The 19378-nt window shown below is 32.3% G+C and carries 14 protein-coding genes and 5 pseudogenes; 9 read left to right on the top strand and 10 right to left on the bottom strand.

Annotation, left to right across the window (positions count from 1 at the left end):
* The first annotated feature begins 285 nt into the window (after positions 1-285).
* Both I9192_RS08380 and I9192_RS08375 read left to right on the top strand, forming a co-directional pair.
* Complete coding sequence (locus tag I9192_RS08380; RefSeq protein ID WP_005029867.1) at positions 286-1164, top strand: LysR family transcriptional regulator; 879 nt, start codon at positions 286-288, stop codon at positions 1162-1164.
* Between the two features lie 241 nt (positions 1165-1405).
* Positions 1406-2155, top strand: a complete 750-nt coding sequence (locus tag I9192_RS08375) for a hypothetical protein (protein WP_200150326.1) — start codon at positions 1406-1408, stop codon at positions 2153-2155.
* 567 nt (positions 2156-2722) lie between these two features.
* Here I9192_RS08375 and I9192_RS08370 read toward each other — a convergent pair.
* The 9 genes from I9192_RS08370 to fimA all read right to left on the bottom strand — a co-directional run bounded on the left by I9192_RS08370 (position 2723) and on the right by fimA (position 11618).
* Positions 2723-3751 (bottom strand): fimbrial protein, encoded by a 1029-nt coding sequence (locus I9192_RS08370; protein ID WP_200150325.1) that lies wholly within the window; start codon positions 3749-3751, stop codon positions 2723-2725.
* A gap of 110 nt (positions 3752-3861) precedes the next feature.
* Positions 3862-4425, bottom strand: coding sequence for a fimbrial protein (locus I9192_RS08365; protein WP_005029875.1), 564 nt, complete (start codon positions 4423-4425; stop codon positions 3862-3864).
* A gap of 10 nt (positions 4426-4435) precedes the next feature.
* The gene (locus tag I9192_RS08360; protein WP_151824574.1) at positions 4436-5464 is read right to left on the bottom strand and encodes a fimbrial protein; all 1029 of its coding nucleotides are present in this window, start codon (positions 5462-5464) and stop codon (positions 4436-4438) included.
* A gap of 110 nt (positions 5465-5574) precedes the next feature.
* Complete coding sequence (locus I9192_RS08355; RefSeq protein WP_151824573.1) at positions 5575-6138, bottom strand: fimbrial protein; 564 nt, start codon at positions 6136-6138, stop codon at positions 5575-5577.
* Between the two features lie 10 nt (positions 6139-6148).
* Positions 6149-7171, bottom strand: a complete 1023-nt coding sequence (locus I9192_RS08350; RefSeq protein WP_200150324.1) for a fimbrial protein — start codon at positions 7169-7171, stop codon at positions 6149-6151.
* 13 nt (positions 7172-7184) lie between these two features.
* Positions 7185-9797, bottom strand: a complete 2613-nt coding sequence (locus I9192_RS08345; RefSeq protein WP_005029879.1) for an outer membrane usher protein — start codon at positions 9795-9797, stop codon at positions 7185-7187.
* A gap of 24 nt (positions 9798-9821) precedes the next feature.
* Positions 9822-10526, bottom strand: a complete 705-nt coding sequence (locus I9192_RS08340) for a fimbria/pilus periplasmic chaperone (protein ID WP_005029880.1) — start codon at positions 10524-10526, stop codon at positions 9822-9824.
* Between the two features lie 19 nt (positions 10527-10545).
* On the bottom strand, positions 10546-11016 hold the full coding sequence (locus I9192_RS08335; RefSeq protein WP_005029882.1) for a hypothetical protein: 471 nt from the start codon (positions 11014-11016) through the stop codon (positions 10546-10548).
* A 53-nt stretch (positions 11017-11069) separates the two neighbouring features.
* Positions 11070-11618 (bottom strand): type 1 fimbrial major subunit FimA, encoded by a 549-nt coding sequence (fimA, locus tag I9192_RS08330; protein WP_005029884.1) that lies wholly within the window; start codon positions 11616-11618, stop codon positions 11070-11072.
* 306 nt (positions 11619-11924) lie between these two features.
* On the opposite strand from fimA, the gene I9192_RS08325 reads away from it, so the two are divergent.
* Positions 11925-12242, top strand: a complete 318-nt coding sequence (locus I9192_RS08325) for a hypothetical protein (RefSeq protein WP_005029886.1) — start codon at positions 11925-11927, stop codon at positions 12240-12242.
* A gap of 1619 nt (positions 12243-13861) precedes the next feature.
* On the opposite strand, the pseudogene I9192_RS08320 reads toward I9192_RS08325, so the two are convergent.
* A pseudogene (locus tag I9192_RS08320) lies at positions 13862-14556 on the bottom strand (transposase family protein); the annotation flags it as partial.
* 1071 nt (positions 14557-15627) lie between these two features.
* On the opposite strand from I9192_RS08320, the pseudogene I9192_RS22560 reads away from it, so the two are divergent.
* The 6 genes and pseudogenes from I9192_RS22560 to I9192_RS08300 all read left to right on the top strand — a co-directional run.
* Positions 15628-15715 (top strand): annotated as a pseudogene (locus I9192_RS22560) (ESPR domain-containing protein); the annotation flags it as partial.
* Between the two features lie 95 nt (positions 15716-15810).
* Positions 15811-16308: pseudogene (locus tag I9192_RS22555) on the top strand (ESPR-type extended signal peptide-containing protein); the annotation flags it as partial.
* Positions 16309-16356: 48 nt separating this feature from the next.
* Positions 16357-17817, top strand: a pseudogene (locus tag I9192_RS08315) (YadA-like family protein); the annotation flags it as partial.
* Between the two features lie 131 nt (positions 17818-17948).
* A pseudogene (locus I9192_RS08310) lies at positions 17949-18065 on the top strand (IS30 family transposase); the annotation flags it as partial.
* 259 nt (positions 18066-18324) lie between these two features.
* Positions 18325-18903, top strand: coding sequence for a hypothetical protein (locus I9192_RS08305; protein WP_004831331.1), 579 nt, complete (start codon positions 18325-18327; stop codon positions 18901-18903).
* Positions 18873-19376, top strand: coding sequence for a chalcone isomerase family protein (locus I9192_RS08300; RefSeq protein WP_004831332.1), 504 nt, complete (start codon positions 18873-18875; stop codon positions 19374-19376). Before I9192_RS08305 ends, I9192_RS08300 begins: the two co-directional genes overlap by 31 nt.
* Positions 19377-19378: the final 2 nt, after the last annotated feature.

Here is a 19378-nt window from a genome sequence, read left to right as displayed (position 1 = left end):
TTTTTTAAAATGAGAAACAATTAGCCAATAAATAAATTTAAATGAACCGAATTAATAAATAATTAAAAAACACAATTTGCAACACATAATTAATAAAACATTATATACAAATATCAAACCTAATAAAAATATTATATAAGACTATAAATAAAATAGAAAATTCCATTTGCTCATAATTAATCATGAGTTTTTTTATTAGTTAAAACATTGCTTTATACTCTTATATAATATTATTATAAATAATAATTAATTTAGAATATATTCTGCCAATAAAATAGGTTCAAAATGATCGAGAGATTTTCGCTTAACTCTTTTAAATTTTTTTATTATGCCGCTATGTATGGCAGTGTAACTATCGCATCAAAAAAACTATTTGTAACTCAAGGAGCTGTTAGCAAACAAATTAGGAATCTAGAAGAAGGCTTAGAAATTCAACTTTTTGACAGAAAATCAAAAAAATTAACATTAACAAAAGAAGGCTTAAATTTATTTAACAGTTGTCAAGATGCCTTTAATAAGTTAGATATATGTCTAGTAGATTTAAAAAACAGAAATATTCAAAATAAAACAAATTTAGTACTTTCTTGTGAGCCAACTTTTTGCATGAAATGGTTAATACCAAAATTAAATATATTTGATGATTTAGGTTTTGATTTTGATATCACTATACTTACTCATCAAGATGTTCCTGACTTTAAAAAATACAATATAGATATTGCCATACAAAGGAATGATATTGAGTTTTCTAAAAATCTTCATACATATAAGTTAATTGATGACATTATGTTCATCGTTAAAAATCCTAATAGTAGTAGGAATAATATTGCAATTTCTAGTTCAATACCTAACTTATGGAATAATTTATTAAGCAGAAGCGAAACGAAGGAATTAGTGATAGGTCACAAGAAAATTGAGCTTGAATATTTGTATCTGTGTATTGAAGCAGCAATATCAGGAAATGCGATCACAGCAACATCAGGATTTTTGATAGAAAATGAATTAAAAAACAATATTTTAGTCTCAGCAACTACACCTTATCATGATGACTTTTCTTATTATTTAATATCTCATGATAGTATCAGCGAGGATCCTCGAAAAATATTATTTAAAGACTGGTTGACAAATGAGTTGAAGATTTCGTTAGAAAATTTAAAAAACATGTAAATCCTCTAAAATTAAAATCTCAAAAAAAAAAATTAAAGAGATTTTAATTTTAAATATAACACTACCCGCTTTAAAACCACAAAACTAAATCCATTACAAAACCTCATGAATAAAATATATAATAAATCGCTTAATTAAAAACTATTTTAATATAAAATAGATATAAGTCATTCGATAGAATCTTCAACACACAAATTAATTCATCAACAGAAATACATTTAAACTCAGCCTAGGTTCCGCTATGAAAAGTAAAAAATTAAACCAATACACTCATAAAAAATATTATCTCAATAATTTTTTTTCAACATATAATTATGATGAAAAATTTTCACTCGTTCTAAATCTAAATATTATTCCTTTTAATAAAAAAAATATAACACTTAACAATGAAGGGATATTTTACTCCGATCATTTTAAAAAATTTTTTTTAGAGTGGAGTGAAATTGAATCTTTTAAAATTATACAAGGATTAGTTGTTGACACACTCATAATTAACAACCTTTACATCATAAAAACAATCACATCAAACAGGAATTTACTTCATTTTTTAAAAGAAATATATCCTACACTACAAAGATATCAACAATTAAATAATTTAAATAATATAGGTTTCAATCAAATAAAAACCCACCCACTAAATATAAAAACTTATGATTTATATCCAGAGGTTGTAGCTGCAACATTATCGAATTTATTTCACTTTGCAGCATTAGATAATAAAAATCTATGTGATTTAAAACTATACTCTTCTATTCTTTATATTTTTTTAAAATTCCCTATGTATCAAAAAAAGCTAATTCAAAGGAAACTCCATAGCAGTTTAACTATTCCTAATGAAGCAATATTTGAACAAATTAATAACATCAACCACTTACTATCTATAGAGGTTCGATATTCTATTTTAGAAAATTATATTATTATAACCAACCAAACAAAATCAAAAAATAATCGAAAAACAATCGAAACCTTAAAAGAAAAGCTTAAAATTTAATGACAGTAAATTATAAAACCTCTTTCGAAAGTAGTTTTTTACCATTTGGGCATTGCACTATGCACTATAAATCAAAGTTCGTATTTTTTAAATTTGAATACCGAAATAGATCTATTTTAAATAAGTATTAGCATGCAAATCAAAAAAATTATTTTTTATATAAAGATATCTATGATTTTATATTTTTATTAATTTATACCCAAAGACATAGATGAGAATTTCACTTTAAATTAATCAATTTAAAAAACCTGTTAACACCCCCAACTATAACATTAACTTATATATTATCGAGTGTTTAAGAATCTGTAATGGCTTAGACATATTTCATTTTTATCATTATTTTCTTCTGAACTTGTATTTAATTTTCTATCTATAATATTCTGATTACTCCGTAACTCATGACTTATAGTACAAATTACAACCATATCATTTGGTTTAAAAATAAAATTATATGTTCTTACACCTATATCAGCATCCATGCCTTATCCCAATCAATTAAACTTAAATTTAAACTACATAAACGAAATATTAGATAAAAGCCTTATTTATTGTCCCCATCATCCATTTTTATTCAAAATCAATTCGAAAATACCCTCTAGCCTGAAATGCACCTAGCTTTGGTTCTAATCCTGTTGCACTAACGGGCCATGCTTTGACGATAATATTCGTTGAGTTGGTATTGCTAAATGTAATTTTACTATTGGTGTTATTGGGGATCACTAATCTGTCATTTTGATCAGACATTTTGAAGCCAATATCTGGATTGCCAGACATGATGATATCATTATTAGGTCCACCTACATTGTCGGCTTGAATACGTATACTTAAAGGCGCACTAGTTGGTACAAAACTATTACATTTTATTGATAACGCTAAATTTGCTTTATTTACACCTTTGATTTGATTACCTATACCCGCATTTTTAAAAGCATAACTTCCAATGTTTCCAAAATCATGAATAGTTTCTAAGTTATTATTAATCTCACAACTTTGTGGTACTACAACCTTTCCTCTTAGATGCAATGATTGTTTTGCACCTTGGGCTTTTGCTGTACCAGCTGGTGCAGCATTATCTCCAACATAAAAATCAGCTACAGGAATATCAATATCACTAAATCCCATAAAAGGTTTAGAAATTCGCATTTTTAATGTAAAGGTTGTATTTCCAGTATGAGATATCTTAGTCCAGCAACCCTCTGAAACCCGACCAAAAACTTTATTTACAGAAGGTACTGGGACAGTCGTACTATTGTAGCTATATGCAACAGAAGCTTGTAGGTAATCATTCACTTGCATATAATTTTCTCCACCGATATTAATCGCAGTGCCATTACTATAATCCGCAGTCATATAGATATCGCGCTCTCGTAGGACCGTGGTTGTACCATTACATTTCGTCTGATAAATGTCTCCATTAATGTTAACACTTAATGGTTTACCAAATGTATTCCCTACCTGGTTATCATTTGGATTCGTAAAGTTTTGAGTTCCGAAATCAGCATATAACACCGGCTTTTGTTCTTCTCGCCACCAACCTGCCGATGCATCTATCGCTATAACCAAAAGCGGTATACAAATAAACGAATTCTTATTCATAATTTTTTCTCTTTACTTTAACAAGTATTGAAAGATAACCCGTAGGAGCAAGCATTAACTGCTATATCCTTGTGTTTTAAAGTCCGAATTTGAAGGATAGCTATAATTACTTATTGATACTCTATTCTAAATTCAGCATTTGCATTGGCAACGCCAGCCGTAGCAGCACCATCTGTTGCTACATAATTGGCATAAAACACCACTGAAAGATTTCCATTGTCGTCAGCTAAAAATATTGGACTTTTATTCAATGTACCTCCTGATAAACTAATCGGCACCCGATTATGGTTCGCATCAGTGATTTCGATTGCGACATGTTTTGCAGTTGTTGTTGCATTGGCATTACTGAGCGCTAACAACTCTTTGTTAACAGTGTTCTGTTCTCCAACAAAACTAAATGTAATCTGTGCGTTAGCTGGGCATTGCATCAGATTAAATGGGATTGGCATACGTGGACTTTTATCTCCAGGCTTTTTTAAATTCCGTATTGACATTGTGCCCATCTTAATTGTTTGAGTTGCTGCTCCCTGATCAACCCCACAAGTGAAAAGTGTGACATTTCCTTTTAAAGTAAAGTTATACGTTCCCAACACTGCATGCGCATAACTATGCAGACCGAAATTTATCATAAGAAAACACAAGGTATGATAAAGGCACTTGTTCATAATATTCATGATTATCCCTTTACTCGAAATCAATTCGGAAATATCCTCGTGCCTGAAATGCACCTAGCTTTGGTTCTAATCCTGTTGCACTAACGGGCCATGCTTTGACGATAATATTCGTTGAGTTGGTATTGCTAAATGTAATTTTACTATTGGTATTATTGGGGATCACTAATCTGTCATTTTGATCAGACATTTTGAAGCCAATATCTGGATTGCCCGACATGATGATATCATTATTAGGTCCACCTACATTGTCGGCTTGAATACGTATACTTAAAGGTGCGCTAGTTGGTACAAAACTATTACATTTTATTGATAACGCTAAATTTGCTTTATTTACACCTTTGATTTGATTACCTATACCCGCATTTTTAAAAGCATAACTTCCAATGTTTCCAAAATCATGGATGATTTCTAAGTTATTATTAATCTCACAACTTTGTGGTACTACAACCTTTCCTCTTAGATGCAATGATTGTTTTGCACCTTGGGTTTTTGCTGTACCAGCTGGTGCATTATTATCTCCAACATAAAAATCAGCTACTGGTACATCTACATAGCTGAATCCCATAAAAGGTTTAGAAATTCGCATTTTTAATGAATAGGTTGTATTTCCAGTATGATTTGCCGTATCATAGCACTGCTCTGAAACCCGACCAAAAACTTGATTTACTGAGGGTACAGGGACAGTGGTACTATTATATGTATATGCAACAGAAGCTTGTAGGTAATCATTCACTTGCATATAATTTACTCCACCGATATTAATCGCAGTGCCATTACTATAATCCGCAGTCATATAGATATCGCGCTCTCGTAGGCTCGATGTTGGAGCATTACATCTGGTCGTATAACGGTCTCCATTAACGCTAACATTCAATGTTTTACCAAATGTGTTCCCTACCTGGTTACTATTTGGATTAGTAATAGTTTCGGTTCCGAAGTCAGCATATAACACCGGCTTTTGTTCCTCTCGCCACCAACCTGCCGATGCATCTATCGCTATAACCAAAAGCGGTATACAAATAAACGAATTCTTATTCATAATTTTTTCTCTTTACTTTAACAAGTAATGAAAGATAACCCGTAGGAGCAAGCATTAACTGCTATATCCTTGTGTTTTAAAGTCCGAATTTGAAGGATAGCTATAATTACTTATTGATACTCTATTCTAAATTCAGCATTTGCATTGGCAACGCCAGCCGTAGCAGCACCATCTGTTGCTACATAATTGGCATAAAACACCACTGAAAGATTTCCATTGTCGTCAGCTAAAAATATTGGACTTTTATTCAATGTACCTCCTGATAAACTAATCGGCACCCGATTATGGTTCGCATCAGTGATTTCGATTGCGACATGTTTTGCAGTTGTTGTTGCATTGGCATTACTGAGCGCTAACAACTCTTTGTTAACAGTGTTCTGTTCTCCAACAAAACTAAATGTAATCTGTGCGTTAGCTGGGCATTGCATCAGATTAAATGGGATTGGCATACGTGGACTTTTATCTCCAGGCTTTTTTAAATTCCGTATTGACATTGTGCCCATCTTAATTGTTTGAGTTGCTGCTCCCTGATCAACCCCACAAGTGAAAAGTGTGACATTTCCTTTTAAAGTAAAGTTATACGTTCCCAACACTGCATACGCATAACTATGCAGACCGAAATTTATCATAAGAAAACACAAGGTATGATAAAGGCACTTGTTCATAATATTCATGATTATCCCTTTACTCGAAATCAATTCGGAAATATCCTCGTGCCTGAAATGCACCAGATTTTGGTTCTCTACCAGTTACACTTACAGCCCATGCTTTCAGCACTATATTGGCTGGATTGGAATTACTAAATTTAACTATGCTATTAGCACTATTTGGGATCAGCAATGTGTCACTTTGATTAGATATTTTAAAACCTACATCTGGATTATCAGATACAATGACACCATTGGCAGGACCTCCAACATTGTCAGCTTGTACTCGAAGCGTCAGGGGTGCATTGTTTGCTACATGAGTATTACATTTAATTGATAACGCTTTATTTGCACCTTGGATTTGATTCTCTATGCCCGTGTTTTTAAAAGCATAACTTCCAATGTTTCCAAAATCATGGATGGTTTCTAAGTTATTATTAATCTCACAACTTTGTGGTACTACAACTTTTCCTCTTAAATGTAATGTTTGCTTAGCACCATTGGCTTTTCCCGAGCCATAAGGTCTAGCATCATCACCCGTATAAAAGTCTGCTACCGGTACATCTACATAGCTGAATCCCATAAAAGGTTTTATAAGTCTCATCGTGAGAAAAAAGCTTGTTCGACCAGTATGTATATTTGTTACATTGCATCTTTCTGCGGTATAACCAAAATATCGATTAGCACTTGGTACAGGAATCTCCTGATTACCATATGTGTAGGTTACTGAGGCTTGTAAATAATCATTCACTTGCGAATATTGTTTACCACCAATATTTACTGGCAGACCATTAACATAATCGGAGGTCAAATAGATTTCTATTTCTGATCCATCTAAATTGGTTCCATTATTACAGCGTGTAGTATACTTATCCCGATCTACACTTACAGTTACCCTACTACCAAACCAACTTCCTGCCTGATTTTGGCTTGGATCGGTGAATGTATAAGTACCAAAGTCAGCATATATAACTGGTTTATCTTCAACTCGCCACCATCCTGCCATACTCTGTGTAGTGATCAACAATAAAGATAGTGAAGGAAATAAATTGTTTTTCATCAATAATCTCCCGTTACTTACATTCGACAACAAATTGTTGGACTGCAAGGCTTAAATCAACGGTACCCATATCATAATCTGCTACACATTTTTGTTCCTGTGTGTCCCCCCAAATTACGTTTAAACTGCCTTTCAGAGACAATCCTGTCAGATAAACACGACCTTGTTCAGCTGCCATACCGGATGATTTCCCATTTGCTTCAGTTACAATACTGGCATAAGGAATTGGCTGCCCTTTGTATGTAATGTTTATCAGCGCACGGACACCGATACTGGTTTCAAAAGTCGCACGACTGATTGCACCACGTATTGGCACAACATTATTTACATTACTATTGATATCAAAATTTGATTCAAAACTATTTGCATCTAGTGCCACGCGGTTTAAACGATATTCAGATGCATATGGTAAGATCGCATAGCCACGCCAATCCGTTTTAACGCCATTATAGTTTTCAATTTTCACTCCTTTTGCCCCAGGCGCTTTAACTAAAATACTGGTATCTCCAAGAGTTTGACCGAATGTTAAACCATCTTTATGCAATAACATTCCCCCCGTTGCACTGTAATTAAAGCTACGATTATTACCATCATAGCTATAAGCAGCACCTATATTCCCGTAAGCACCATTGTAATTTGCGCTAATAGCACCAGCAGAACCTTGTTCTGTGACATAACCTTGTCGAATGCTATAACTCAAATTTCGGCCCTTTAACAAAGTACCGCTGATACCAGCCTGATACGAATTATTGCCTTCCGAATTTTGGGTAGTTGACATTGTTGCATAAGTATTACCCAGTACGTCATTACGTAAGTTTGCTTTTGAGCGCAAGCGATCTAATGGAAATGCGATATTAGCGGTATATACGGTATTTGCTTCACTCGCCTGTGAATGCATATTTCGGTTCATACTTAATGAATAGCTAATACCATTCCACATACCGTTATAACCCGCTTGGAACCATTCATCTTTTTCTGATTTACCCCAATAGCTTTGCTGATTTGCAGCAAAATAAAGTGAACCGTAACGTCCCATTGAATGAGAAATATTGGCTTGTAAGCGACCTTTTTTAGGATGGTTGAGATCATACCCATTATTTGCAATACCCACATTTGCCGAGTTGCCATCCTGGGTTTCCCCCTCTCCATAGCTATCACTCATTTGCCCATAGAAGACATCATTGAGCGTATAAAAACCACGGGTTGAATAGCGGTACCCCAAGAGTTGAAAACTCGTACCAGAACGTAGTAAAGATTTTGAATATAAAAAGCGTATTGACTCACCACTATGCTTTGAACCATCGATTAATTCACTATTTGCATGAGTTAAATCAAACGAAAATGCGCCATATCTCCCCATATTGCTTCCAAAACCAAGCAAAGCACTTTGGTAATTCTTTGAAAGTTGCGATCCGGCATAAACTGAAAGCCCACGTTTCAACCCGTGTACAGCAGCAGCTTGTACGACAGTTTTGCTGTCTTTACTTCTAAGCGAACCATCCCGATAATCACCAGCCAAAACACTATAATGCGTTCTACCTTCTCTTTGTAAAACAGGTAAGCTCGAATAAGGCACAAGATAAGCCTGAATACTGCCATCGCTTTCTTCAACCGAGACATGTAAGTCACCACTACCATAAGCAGGGTTTAAGTCTTGAATGAGAAAAGGACCTGGTGCAACATTAATCTGATAAATAATATTATTATTTTGTCGGATTATCACTTTAGCATTGCTTTTTGCAATTCCACGTACATTCGGTGCATAACCTTGTTGACTGTCAGGATACATTGCATTGGCCGTCGATAGTTCAATACCTCGATAACCAAAACTATCAAAAATAGATCCTTCACTTGTTCCATCACCAATTCTAACCTGGCTCTTGATAGGAATCAGCGATTTCTGCAGATAAGTATTTAGATTAATCCATTCATGTTTACTAATATTATTCTGCGAGTTGTAATTAAAATTACCAGAGTTACGTAACTGCCATGAACCTAAATTTATTCCACTATCAACATTAACGAATAGCCCATTACTGCTTGTCATCGAACCTAAATTGTTATATCCAGACATGCGATAGTTTAAGAACATTGCATTGATGCCCTGGTCCCATTGTTCAGGTGAAACATAACCTTGTATTTGATTTTTTAAAGAGGCTTGCGGCAAACTGATATAAAGCTTTTGTTTGATAAATTCGTAACGACTACCAGCCCCCTCAATCAATTGAGCAACATCTAAACACTGTTGGTTTTCTTCCGATAGTAATTGCGGATATCCCGCAATATTCACCCCAATACGCTCTAATAATTTCACATCCAAACAAGCTGCCAGACCTGTTTGATCCTGTGTATTTTGCTTTTCAACAAATTGAACATCACGTGTTAAAACATATTGATCATTGGCATAAAGTTCAACACGATAAACACCGGGCAATTGTTGTTGAGAGCTTTCTAATTTTGATAAATCTGCGACTTGTGCATTTGACAAACTGTCCGATAAAAATGCAGGATTAAACACCTGTTCAGCATACACATAATCTATGCATACAACATTTACGAACACTATCGATGTAAGACACATCGGCAATGCCTTTATTTTTGCACACATTGATTTAATTGGTATCATTACAAAGCACCTACACAACTTATATTAATTCAATTTAACTTCCACTTTTGGCTCCACACCGCCATAATCATTGACGATTTGATAAGTCAGCTTGTTGCCTACTATTTTTGAAATTTTGGTTTTCTCAAACGGTGCCGCCATTACACTATTTAATTTGGTTGTATCGACTTCCAAATTGATAAATGAGATGTGATATGGTGACTGGTTATCAACTTCCACCCCATCTGCAGATTTTATAAATTTAACTTTTGTTAAAGCATCAGCTGGCGTAATCTTTAAGTTTTCTGGACGAACAAATAATTTAATTCGAGACAATACTGCAAGTTGCAAAATATTCTTTTCAGCGAGAACTTCTTTATCTACCGCTGGAATCGACTTAACATTTAACCAAAAAACCGACTCACGATCTTGCGGTAAGTTTTTTACCAAATTCACAATTCTTAATGTATTTTCTGTCGAAGGCTCAGCCACAAATAAAGGTGGTGTTAAGACAAAATCACTGGTTTTTTCTTCTGTTTTGGTTTCCACCCAAGAGTTAATCAAATACCGGTCTTTTTGACTATGATTAATCACAGGCAAAGAAAATTGTTTAGCACCCAGTGGATAAATCACTCGAGTAGAACCCAATGATATCCCACCACTTTTCTTATCGCCGTCTGCACACGCGTACGAGCTAAGCCCCAACAAAGCCACAGCCAACATACCATTCTTAAATAATTTTAAATTCATATAAAAACTCCAAAACAACCTATGGGTAAATGACAGAAATCAAAAAATTTGCCCCATTTTGAGACATCTGATCTTTTGCAATAGGCAATGGCAATTCCATTTCCTTATCACCTGTACCATCCTTTATTATTGAGCTTTTATCTGGGTACCCAATCAGTCCAATCGAATGATGTAATTCATTCTGAGGCATTAAACCAATCTGCTCACCACTCATCACCTGTGAAACAGAAACATGTGCATTCTTAGTTACATATTTCATTACAATCCGAAGATTGTAATAGATTGGTAAAGAACAATTAGTTACGTTCAACTTCAAAACAACCCCACCACTATCATGATCAAACCTCTTTAAATCTCCATCCTGCACAAACACACAACCCGAGCCAACTAAAGCACCATTAAAATGAGCCCTCCCACCAAATACATAGCTATTTGCGAAAGCATTTAAAGACAAACACATCCCGATCAATACAACTAAATATCTTTTCATGTGAAATAGGCTCATAAAATGAGTTACATTCAAATCTTGATTTGCATGTACACTTAGTTATAGTTCACAACAAAAGTTGCATCTGCGTTTGCTTTACCAGCTGTAAGTGTAGGACCGGCATCAACCGTAGATACGTAACGCGCAGTAAATCCGAATGAGTTTGTGCCGTCGTTAAGAGCTATCTCCTTGGTAAAGCCTGTACCATCAAGTGCCAAAGCTGTAGAACTACTATCTGAGATTTGAATACCAACACCTTGTGCTGCTGCATCGTTACTCGCACCCGCACCTACAACCAACAATTTAGGATTTGTCGCAGTTGTTGACCCTTTAAATGCAATAGAAACACCCTTAGTAACTAAAGCCGCTTCGCAATCAACCAAATTAATTTGAAAAGGAACTGGACCACTCATATCACCAGCTTTTTTAAATTTCGATACACGATGCTGACCTAAATCAACAGTTTGCCCATCAGAATTAACGTCAACCGCACAGGCCGCATTTACCAAGTCCCCAGTAAAATGAACTTGACCACCAGTTACAGTTGCAGCAAATGAAGTAGATGAGGCAACTAAAGCAAAAGCAATAAGACTAATTTTTTTCATGATTAATATCCTATGAAAATTAAATTTTGAGACCATTGTCACACAATGTTTTTTCATTCTATAAATTATAAAAAAAATAATAAATGGAATAATATTCATTCCAATTAATGAGGTTTTTTCATATTTCAATCTTTATTTAATCAAGCAAATTAAATACAAAATAAAGTATTTAATTAATCACATTAAAAACATAAACTTATATTAAAAATTAACAAAATTATTCCATAATGGAATATAAAATTCAAAAAAAAATTCTCTTCTCTTAATCAAAATTACATGAAACGATAATATAAAAGGAGAAACTTGATGTACAAAGTAGATATTTCATTTAATAATAAGGAGTGGATTTGCAAAAAATGTGGCTTATTAAAACCATCTTCAAAAATCAAATTAAAAATTGGTGATGAGGTTTTTTTTTTAGTGAGTAAAAAAAGAAATGAATCTGAAACCATTTCTAAAGAAGTTAATGGAACAATACTAGATATAAATGATAATCAATTGATAATATTGGATAAAAAAGAAATAAAAACATATTTTATCAATAAAAATGAAGCTTTCTTAAAAGGAAGACCTGCTTTTTTTTTATACAATATGTATGGTGAATGCATGTGTAAAAATGAATAGCGCTCATTAAAATATTTTCAATACAATATGATTTAAGTTTATTTAAAAACGTATAAATTCAATTAAGAAAATAAAATATTAAAATCACCATTAATATATTTCATATCTTAATTAAAAATCTAAGAATATACTTTTAATCAAATAAAAATCTTACAAAATCACCCCAAAACAATAATAACATTCAAGACTTATAGCGCATTTATTCTAAGAATTTAAAATTTTCGTTCATTATCTTCATATAAAATACCTCGACTTAAAAATATTTCTGATTCTTTATTCAAGTTTTATCTAGACATAATTCACTTAATATTTTCCCTATGATTGAATAAATGCAATACAATCTAAATACTCTCTCAAAATTCTAAAAAATTGAAGGAAAGTTACAGTGTTAAGAAAACAACAAATGTTTAAGCTACAAGCACTCGTTCATTGTCAAACACAGAAAATACTCAGTTTAGCTATGAGAAAATGCACTAAATAGCTTTGAATTATTTAAATTTACTTCATAGTCAAATTGTATAATTCTTCATAACAGAAATTTGATTTCGCTGATTTATATCTAATAAATTTTATAGTTTCATACAAATTGTTAGAAAATTTGTTAGTTGGATTATTTTTTACTATTTAAATGATTAGTGGTTTTTCTGTCCTGAGGTGATATAGATGTAGCTATGCTTATTGGTCGTATCGGATATCCACACTAGCCCAACAAAAGATTTTTATCGTCTCTGAAAAGTAAAGCATCATCTACAAAAATTTATTAAAGAATTAATTACAAAGTGCGTAATGAAAAGCTTTATTTTAATTAAAAATACATTCATTACCTTATTTTTAGTGATCAAGATAGTTTATATTTTACTTCGTAAATTTTCTACATAGATTGGCAATAAATTTAACTTCATAATTTTATTCTTACAAGTAAATATTATCACTGGCTTAGGTTTAATATTATGATCACTAAATACTCATAAGGCTAAAAAAATCTAAATCATATTTACCACCACAAAATTATTACCAAAAAAAATATTAACAAAACAATGACTTAAAATAAAATTTTTAAAAATCATTACAAAACAAGATAAAATAAATTGATTTAGAAATTAAATTTAATAGGAAATATTTAAAATTTAACTAGAATTTTTTTATGAAATTAAGCATATAATATATAACTAAAAAAACAACAAAATTATTAAATTTGTGATTAAATTAACACTTATCAAACCTATTGTAATAAATCAATAAAAAATATAGATCATTTAATAAAAATAAAGTAATTTAAAGATTCATTAGTAAGTTATTATTTAAATTATGTGGAAGTTTATTAAAAGTTTTAACACTCTAAACACCTACCTAACATTATCCATACTATTGCTTATAGGAGTTATCATGCTGTTTTTTATCTAAAATCCATTACTTCACATCATACCTCCTTATAATAATAATTGAACTTTTAAACACAATCATTTCAACCTTCTTTCAAAAGAAAGAAGGTATTTTAAATACCGAAAAATTATTAATTTTAAATAGAATTCTTGCTAAATTAATTTTCTAATTATTTAATTAATCAATCCTAATATCAAATTCATTCTTAAATCAAAGCATTTACACCTATTTCTTTAGCGCTTAAAAAGTATGCGAAAAGTCTTTAATTTTGAATTAATATGTTCTATTAAAATTCTACATTGACTAATTTCTTTATTAATTCATTTAGCTTCTTTCGGTAATTGCATTTTCTTGAGTTCGGTATCTTTATTGGAATTGATAACTTACTTTTAATTTTCTTGCTGGCTAAATCTGTCATTACACTGATAAATTGAGAAAAATCTTTTGTATGTTATCGAGTAAGAGTCAAATCATGAAGTCTTACTGTATATCTCAATACTTCGTATGTCATTGTGGTAAGGACTACAAATAACTTAGATTTTAAATGTATGCTTTTTCTTTTTGCCACTATAAAAGTTCATCTGCTTTTCAAGACGTTCTATCGCTGATTCTATTAGGTCTACAATAACACAATCATAATCTGTAATACCCTAATTTCTTTTAGGTAAAGAAAATGTTCAGACCGTATAAGCCCAATCTCAATTTTTTGGATGGTTCGATTGATATTACTTTTAACTATTGCAAGTTCAATAGCCAATTCTAGCTAAGTACTACAAGATCGTAAATATTTCAATGTTAATAGCAATTGATCCTCAAGTGCTAAGCTGCGAAGATGACCAGATTATTTCTTCAAACGTTCAGCCTCTTCTAAAATTGGAATCATTTTAGAAAATAAATGAGGGCTCACTCCGACTAAATATTTGAATTCAATATTATTGAACTATGTTAATTTTTTATATTCCATAAAACTATTATATATAGTTTCTATTTTCTTAAGAAGTTTAATTAATAAAATTACCATTAACAAAAAACATATTATAATTTTAAAAAACATTAAAAATCAATATTATAAACAAAATATATTTATAAATCCTAAATAAAAAAACCATGAAATCGGGGATAGGATGTTCATGGTATAAAAGGGGTAAAATAACAAAGATCTTAATCAAACAGAATCACTAGATCTAGATAAAGTGATAATATTCTATTTTTTTATTTAAATCATTAAAAAAAACAAATAAACACATAGAGGAACCCAAATGATAACCAATTCACAAAACCCAAAATTCATAATTCTGCACAAGATATTTAAAAATCAAGCTTATGCCTTACAATTTTTTAAAATCCATATAACTTATTATTCTCTAAATCCAGCTATTAATATATCTTTTTAAATAAATTAACAATACAGTTTACACCGCTCCAAAATTTCATCTCAAGAATAGACACTTCCCACTAACTTAAATATATTTTACTTGTATTTTTAATATTAATTCCTAAATGTAGCTTAATTCATTTATTCAAATTTTATCATTACATCTTTTCAATACTCTAAGATTAGGATTCATATATTTAAAATTAGAATTTTCTATGTCTCATTATTCACACCATACCAACGGGTCAAAATCATTACTGCTATCTTTGATTTTATAAAAGATAGATAACTTATATTTACTGTATAAATTATGAACACCAAATATCTACATTAGTATTGGAAACATGATAATTAAAGCAAATACTTTACGAGAAAGCCCATTTTTTTACTTTCACTTATATAACAAAAGAACTAAAAACTGCCAACAAAATCAAATAATGCGTCAAAATTAACACTATTCTTTAAAATTTTTATATATTTCAAAAAATAAATAATAAAAGTGATACATTTCAAAATTATTAGGTGACTAAACAAAGTACCTAATGAGTTTAGTTATGAATGCTAATGTTTTATTAGAAATAATTAACTTAAACAAAAATGAACTTAACTTTCTGGAGAGAAAAAAGAATGAATAAAATTTACAAAGTTGTTTGGAATCCAACACTAGAAACTTGGATTGCTGTTTCTGAGCTTGTTAAAGGGAAAACAAAAAAAACGACGACATTAATACAATCTACGAGTGTTGAACATATTTTGTTAACAGTTGGCCGTTCTAGAAAACAGTTCCTAAAAAGTACACTCATCATTGCAATGAGCATTTTTACTCCAGTAGTTTGGGCAACTAATGGTATATATATAAATGATTCAAATGATAATGGTTGTACTCATATTGCTGATCCTAACAATGGGACAGGGGGAATAATAAGTTCAAGTTGTCAACCTACGGATAAAGCAACTCAAACTAATCGAACATTATTCTACAATCCCATTGATGGAAGCGGCTCAACATCATTAACACTAGGAAATGAATTGTATGTCAATGGAGGTAAGTTAGGTTTAAGTGATCAAAGTGGTCAAACATACTCGTTGAGAATAGGTAGTGCTTCAACTTTAAATGGCACGCCTGGTATTAACTCAATAGCTATTGGTTCAGCACAGACAAGTGGTACAAATGGTGCTACTACTCAAGCAACCTTGGCGAGTGGAACGAATTCTATTGCAATTGGCAGTGCAACCAATGCCAGTGGTACAAATAGTGCATCAATAGGTTCAAATGCACATGCTTTTACAGATAACAGCGTAGCATTAGGTTCAAACTCAATAACGACAGCGATTACAGGTACTGGTTTTTTAACCTCACAAACAACACCTACTGTTGGAGCTGTATCTGTTGGTAATGGTACTGTCACAGGAAACCGTCGTATTCAGAATCTTGCAGATGGCTCAGCCAATTCAGATGCTGTTACTGTTGGTCAATTGGATAGATCATATGATAATACAAATAATAGTTTAGTTACTGTTTTAGGTGTTGGCAGTGGAGCCAAATATAATTCATTAACAAACGTGTACACAGCCCCGTCTAATATTGGTGGTACTGGTAAAGCTACTATTGATGAGGCGATTAAAGCAACCCAACGGACTATTGAAGCTGGTTCAAATATTGTTGTTACCCCTACTACTGCTTCTGATGGTTCGATAACATATTTAGTTGCTACAAGTGCTACACCAACATTTACAAGTGTAGTATCAGATAAAATGACTGTTGGAAATATCATTATTGATAAAGCTACAGGAATCAATGGAGGTGGTAAAACAATCAGTAACATTGCAAATGGTATTAACACCTCAGATGCTGTAAATAAAGGACAGTTGGATAGTGCAATTAATAATGTGAACAATAATATTAATGTGATTGCCAACAATACTGTTCAGTATGACAATGCATCAAAAGATAAAATCACACTTGGTGGTGGAACAAATGGTACAACGATCACCAATGTAAAAGATGGGGTAATTGCTCAAGGTTCTAAAGATGCTGTGAATGGAGGTCAATTGTGGAATGTTCAGCAACAAGTAGATAAAAATACGAATGACATTCAAGATATTCAAACTGACATTAGTAATATTAACAATGGTAAATCAGGCTTAGTGCAACAACAAACATCAAATGGTGAAATTACTGTTGGGAAAGATACTGGTGGTAAAAATGTGAATTTTGCAGGTACAGAAGGTGATCGTGTTTTGACTGGAGTTAAGGATGGCTCTGTTAATTCAACATCTACTGATGCTGTGAATGGTTCTCAATTACATGCAACAAACCAAAAAATTGAGGCAACGAATCAAAAATTAGACACAACGAGTCAAAAGGTTGTGGATTTTTTGGGTGGAGGAGCTGGTTATGACAACATTACAGGAAGTTTTACTGCACCAAGTTATAGTGTAGGTAATGCAGTGCATAACAATGTTGGTGGAGCAATTGATGCATTGAACAAAGCAGATCAAGTATTGGATAGTAAAATCGAAGATGTTAGTAACAAACTAGATTATTCTTTCCGGGTGACCAATGATCGTATTGATGATGTTGAGAAAAAGGCAAATGCAGGTATCGCAGCGGCAATGGCACTTGAAGCAGCACCTTATGTAGCAGGTAAATATACTTACGCAGCAGGTGCAGCATACCATGGTGGAGAAAATGCAGTGGGTGTAACTCTCCGTAAAACTTCAGAGAATGGGCGTTGGTCTATTACAGGTGGTATCGCAGCAGCATCTGAAGGGGACCCAAGTGTCCGTATCGGTATTAGTGGTGTAATGAATTAACTGGCTCATATAAGAGAATCTTAGAGTTATTATTATCCTACGAATATTTAGTCTGAACCTCTATCGAGGTTCAGACTCCTTGATCCTAAACAACACTGACTTTTCAATTGAATCATTAATTTGAATCAAGTGCTATGTCCCTCAATACAAGACCAAGAAAGGCTTTAGATTGATATACTTCGTTAGAGAAATTTACTCAATTAATTGATTATCATCAGGATTTTAAATCTGTCACACCTCATGTTTGAATTCGCCCCATATCCAAACATGGCTTGTGTTGAATATTTAGTTCGTATTATCTGATTTTAATCAATAACCTTAGAAATCCCCCATTCTGGGTTTGTAGATAAAGCTAAGTCTAAAGGTAAATACTCGTTTTCAGTTTATGTTTTCATGAATATCACCCATATATTTGTGTTAAAAATACATGGGATATTTTTCCTATCTGACTTCACATCCCGTTCACAACTACTTATCTACAGTATTAGATAAGACTCCAAATGGATAATGAACGTGAAAAACTCAAAAAAAATATTTGCCTCCATCTTCACACTTCTTTGTGTATCTGGATGCAAAAGTATTCCTAGTTACTCCGCAGATTATGGTAAAGCTAGAAATAATGTAGTTGGTATTCCATTGACCGATACTCAAGCATTAGATATTGGCACCCGCTTTACATCCACCTTCAATACCTTAGGTACAGCTGAATTCATCGATAAGGCAAGTTCGTTATACGCAGATCAACTCTATATCAATGACACTCTTTCTCAATTTTCATCGCGACAAAATTTGATTGAACATTTTAAAGGCATGAATAAACGAGTTAGCAATGTTACAGTCAAATTATTAAACACGACCTATCACCGAGATTCTGCATATATTCATTGGTTTATGGCTTATGATTTCAAAATTTTTGGTGTGAATAAAACGATGGCGTCTTATGGCATCAGCGAAATCAAAGTCAACAAAGATCAACAAATTATTTTCCAACAAGACTTTTGGGATCCAGCAAATGGTTTGTTTCGCCAGTTACCTTATTTCGGAGGCTTATATTCATGGGTATTAACATTCAAAAAATCACCGTAATGATTATATCTGTAGCAAGTTTATCCATCAGTATTTCAAATGTTCAAGCAGCAACATTTAAACAGTGTGGAAATGGTGCGATTTTAGTTGGTACAAAACAGATTGGTCAGGCAAGCTACTTTGCAGAATCTTGTAAACAGACTTGGGAAAATCAAAGTATTCAAATGAATTTTTTATACAACCAGAATATTCCTGAATGGGCTTTCAAACGTGCAGCCACTCATTTTTTAAAGAAAAATATTCCTGATTTTAAAGAAACATCGGCTTTAAACCAAATTACACAGCTTTATAAACCAGTTAAAAATGGGGATTTATATACCTTAAGTTACGTCCATTCATCCCGCATATTAACGCTTTCACTGAATGGAAAAATATTAGGTCATATCCAAAATGATCAAGCCAATCAATATTTTAAAATTTGGTTAGGTTCGGCGCCATTTAATGCTAAATTGAAGCAACAACTCTTAAATTAACA

The sequence above is a fragment of the Acinetobacter bereziniae genome, assembly GCF_016576965.1.
GTDB lineage: Bacteria > Pseudomonadota > Gammaproteobacteria > Pseudomonadales > Moraxellaceae > Acinetobacter > Acinetobacter bereziniae.
Note: the sequence above shows the minus strand (reverse complement) of the source record. Positions and strands in the feature narration are given on the sequence as shown.

Excerpts from the sequence above, each read along its gene's own strand:
- I9192_RS08380 (WP_005029867.1), top strand. The coding sequence starts at position 286 with ATGATCGAGAGATTTTCGCTTAACTCTTTTAAATTTTTTTATTATGCC.
- I9192_RS08375 (WP_200150326.1), top strand. The coding sequence starts at position 1,406 with ATGAAAAGTAAAAAATTAAACCAATACACTCATAAAAAATATTATCTC.
- I9192_RS08370 (WP_200150325.1), bottom strand. The coding sequence starts at position 3,751 with ATGAATAAGAATTCGTTTATTTGTATACCGCTTTTGGTTATAGCGATA.
- I9192_RS08365 (WP_005029875.1), bottom strand. The coding sequence starts at position 4,425 with ATGAATATTATGAACAAGTGCCTTTATCATACCTTGTGTTTTCTTATG.
- I9192_RS08360 (WP_151824574.1), bottom strand. The coding sequence starts at position 5,464 with ATGAATAAGAATTCGTTTATTTGTATACCGCTTTTGGTTATAGCGATA.
- I9192_RS08355 (WP_151824573.1), bottom strand. The coding sequence starts at position 6,138 with ATGAATATTATGAACAAGTGCCTTTATCATACCTTGTGTTTTCTTATG.
- I9192_RS08350 (WP_200150324.1), bottom strand. The coding sequence starts at position 7,171 with ATGAAAAACAATTTATTTCCTTCACTATCTTTATTGTTGATCACTACA.
- I9192_RS08345 (WP_005029879.1), bottom strand. The coding sequence starts at position 9,797 with ATGATACCAATTAAATCAATGTGTGCAAAAATAAAGGCATTGCCGATG.
- I9192_RS08340 (WP_005029880.1), bottom strand. The coding sequence starts at position 10,526 with ATGAATTTAAAATTATTTAAGAATGGTATGTTGGCTGTGGCTTTGTTG.
- I9192_RS08335 (WP_005029882.1), bottom strand. The coding sequence starts at position 11,016 with ATGAAAAGATATTTAGTTGTATTGATCGGGATGTGTTTGTCTTTAAAT.
- fimA (WP_005029884.1), bottom strand. The coding sequence starts at position 11,618 with ATGAAAAAAATTAGTCTTATTGCTTTTGCTTTAGTTGCCTCATCTACT.
- I9192_RS08325 (WP_005029886.1), top strand. The coding sequence starts at position 11,925 with ATGTACAAAGTAGATATTTCATTTAATAATAAGGAGTGGATTTGCAAA.
- I9192_RS08305 (WP_004831331.1), top strand. The coding sequence starts at position 18,325 with ATGAACGTGAAAAACTCAAAAAAAATATTTGCCTCCATCTTCACACTT.
- I9192_RS08300 (WP_004831332.1), top strand. The coding sequence starts at position 18,873 with ATGGGTATTAACATTCAAAAAATCACCGTAATGATTATATCTGTAGCA.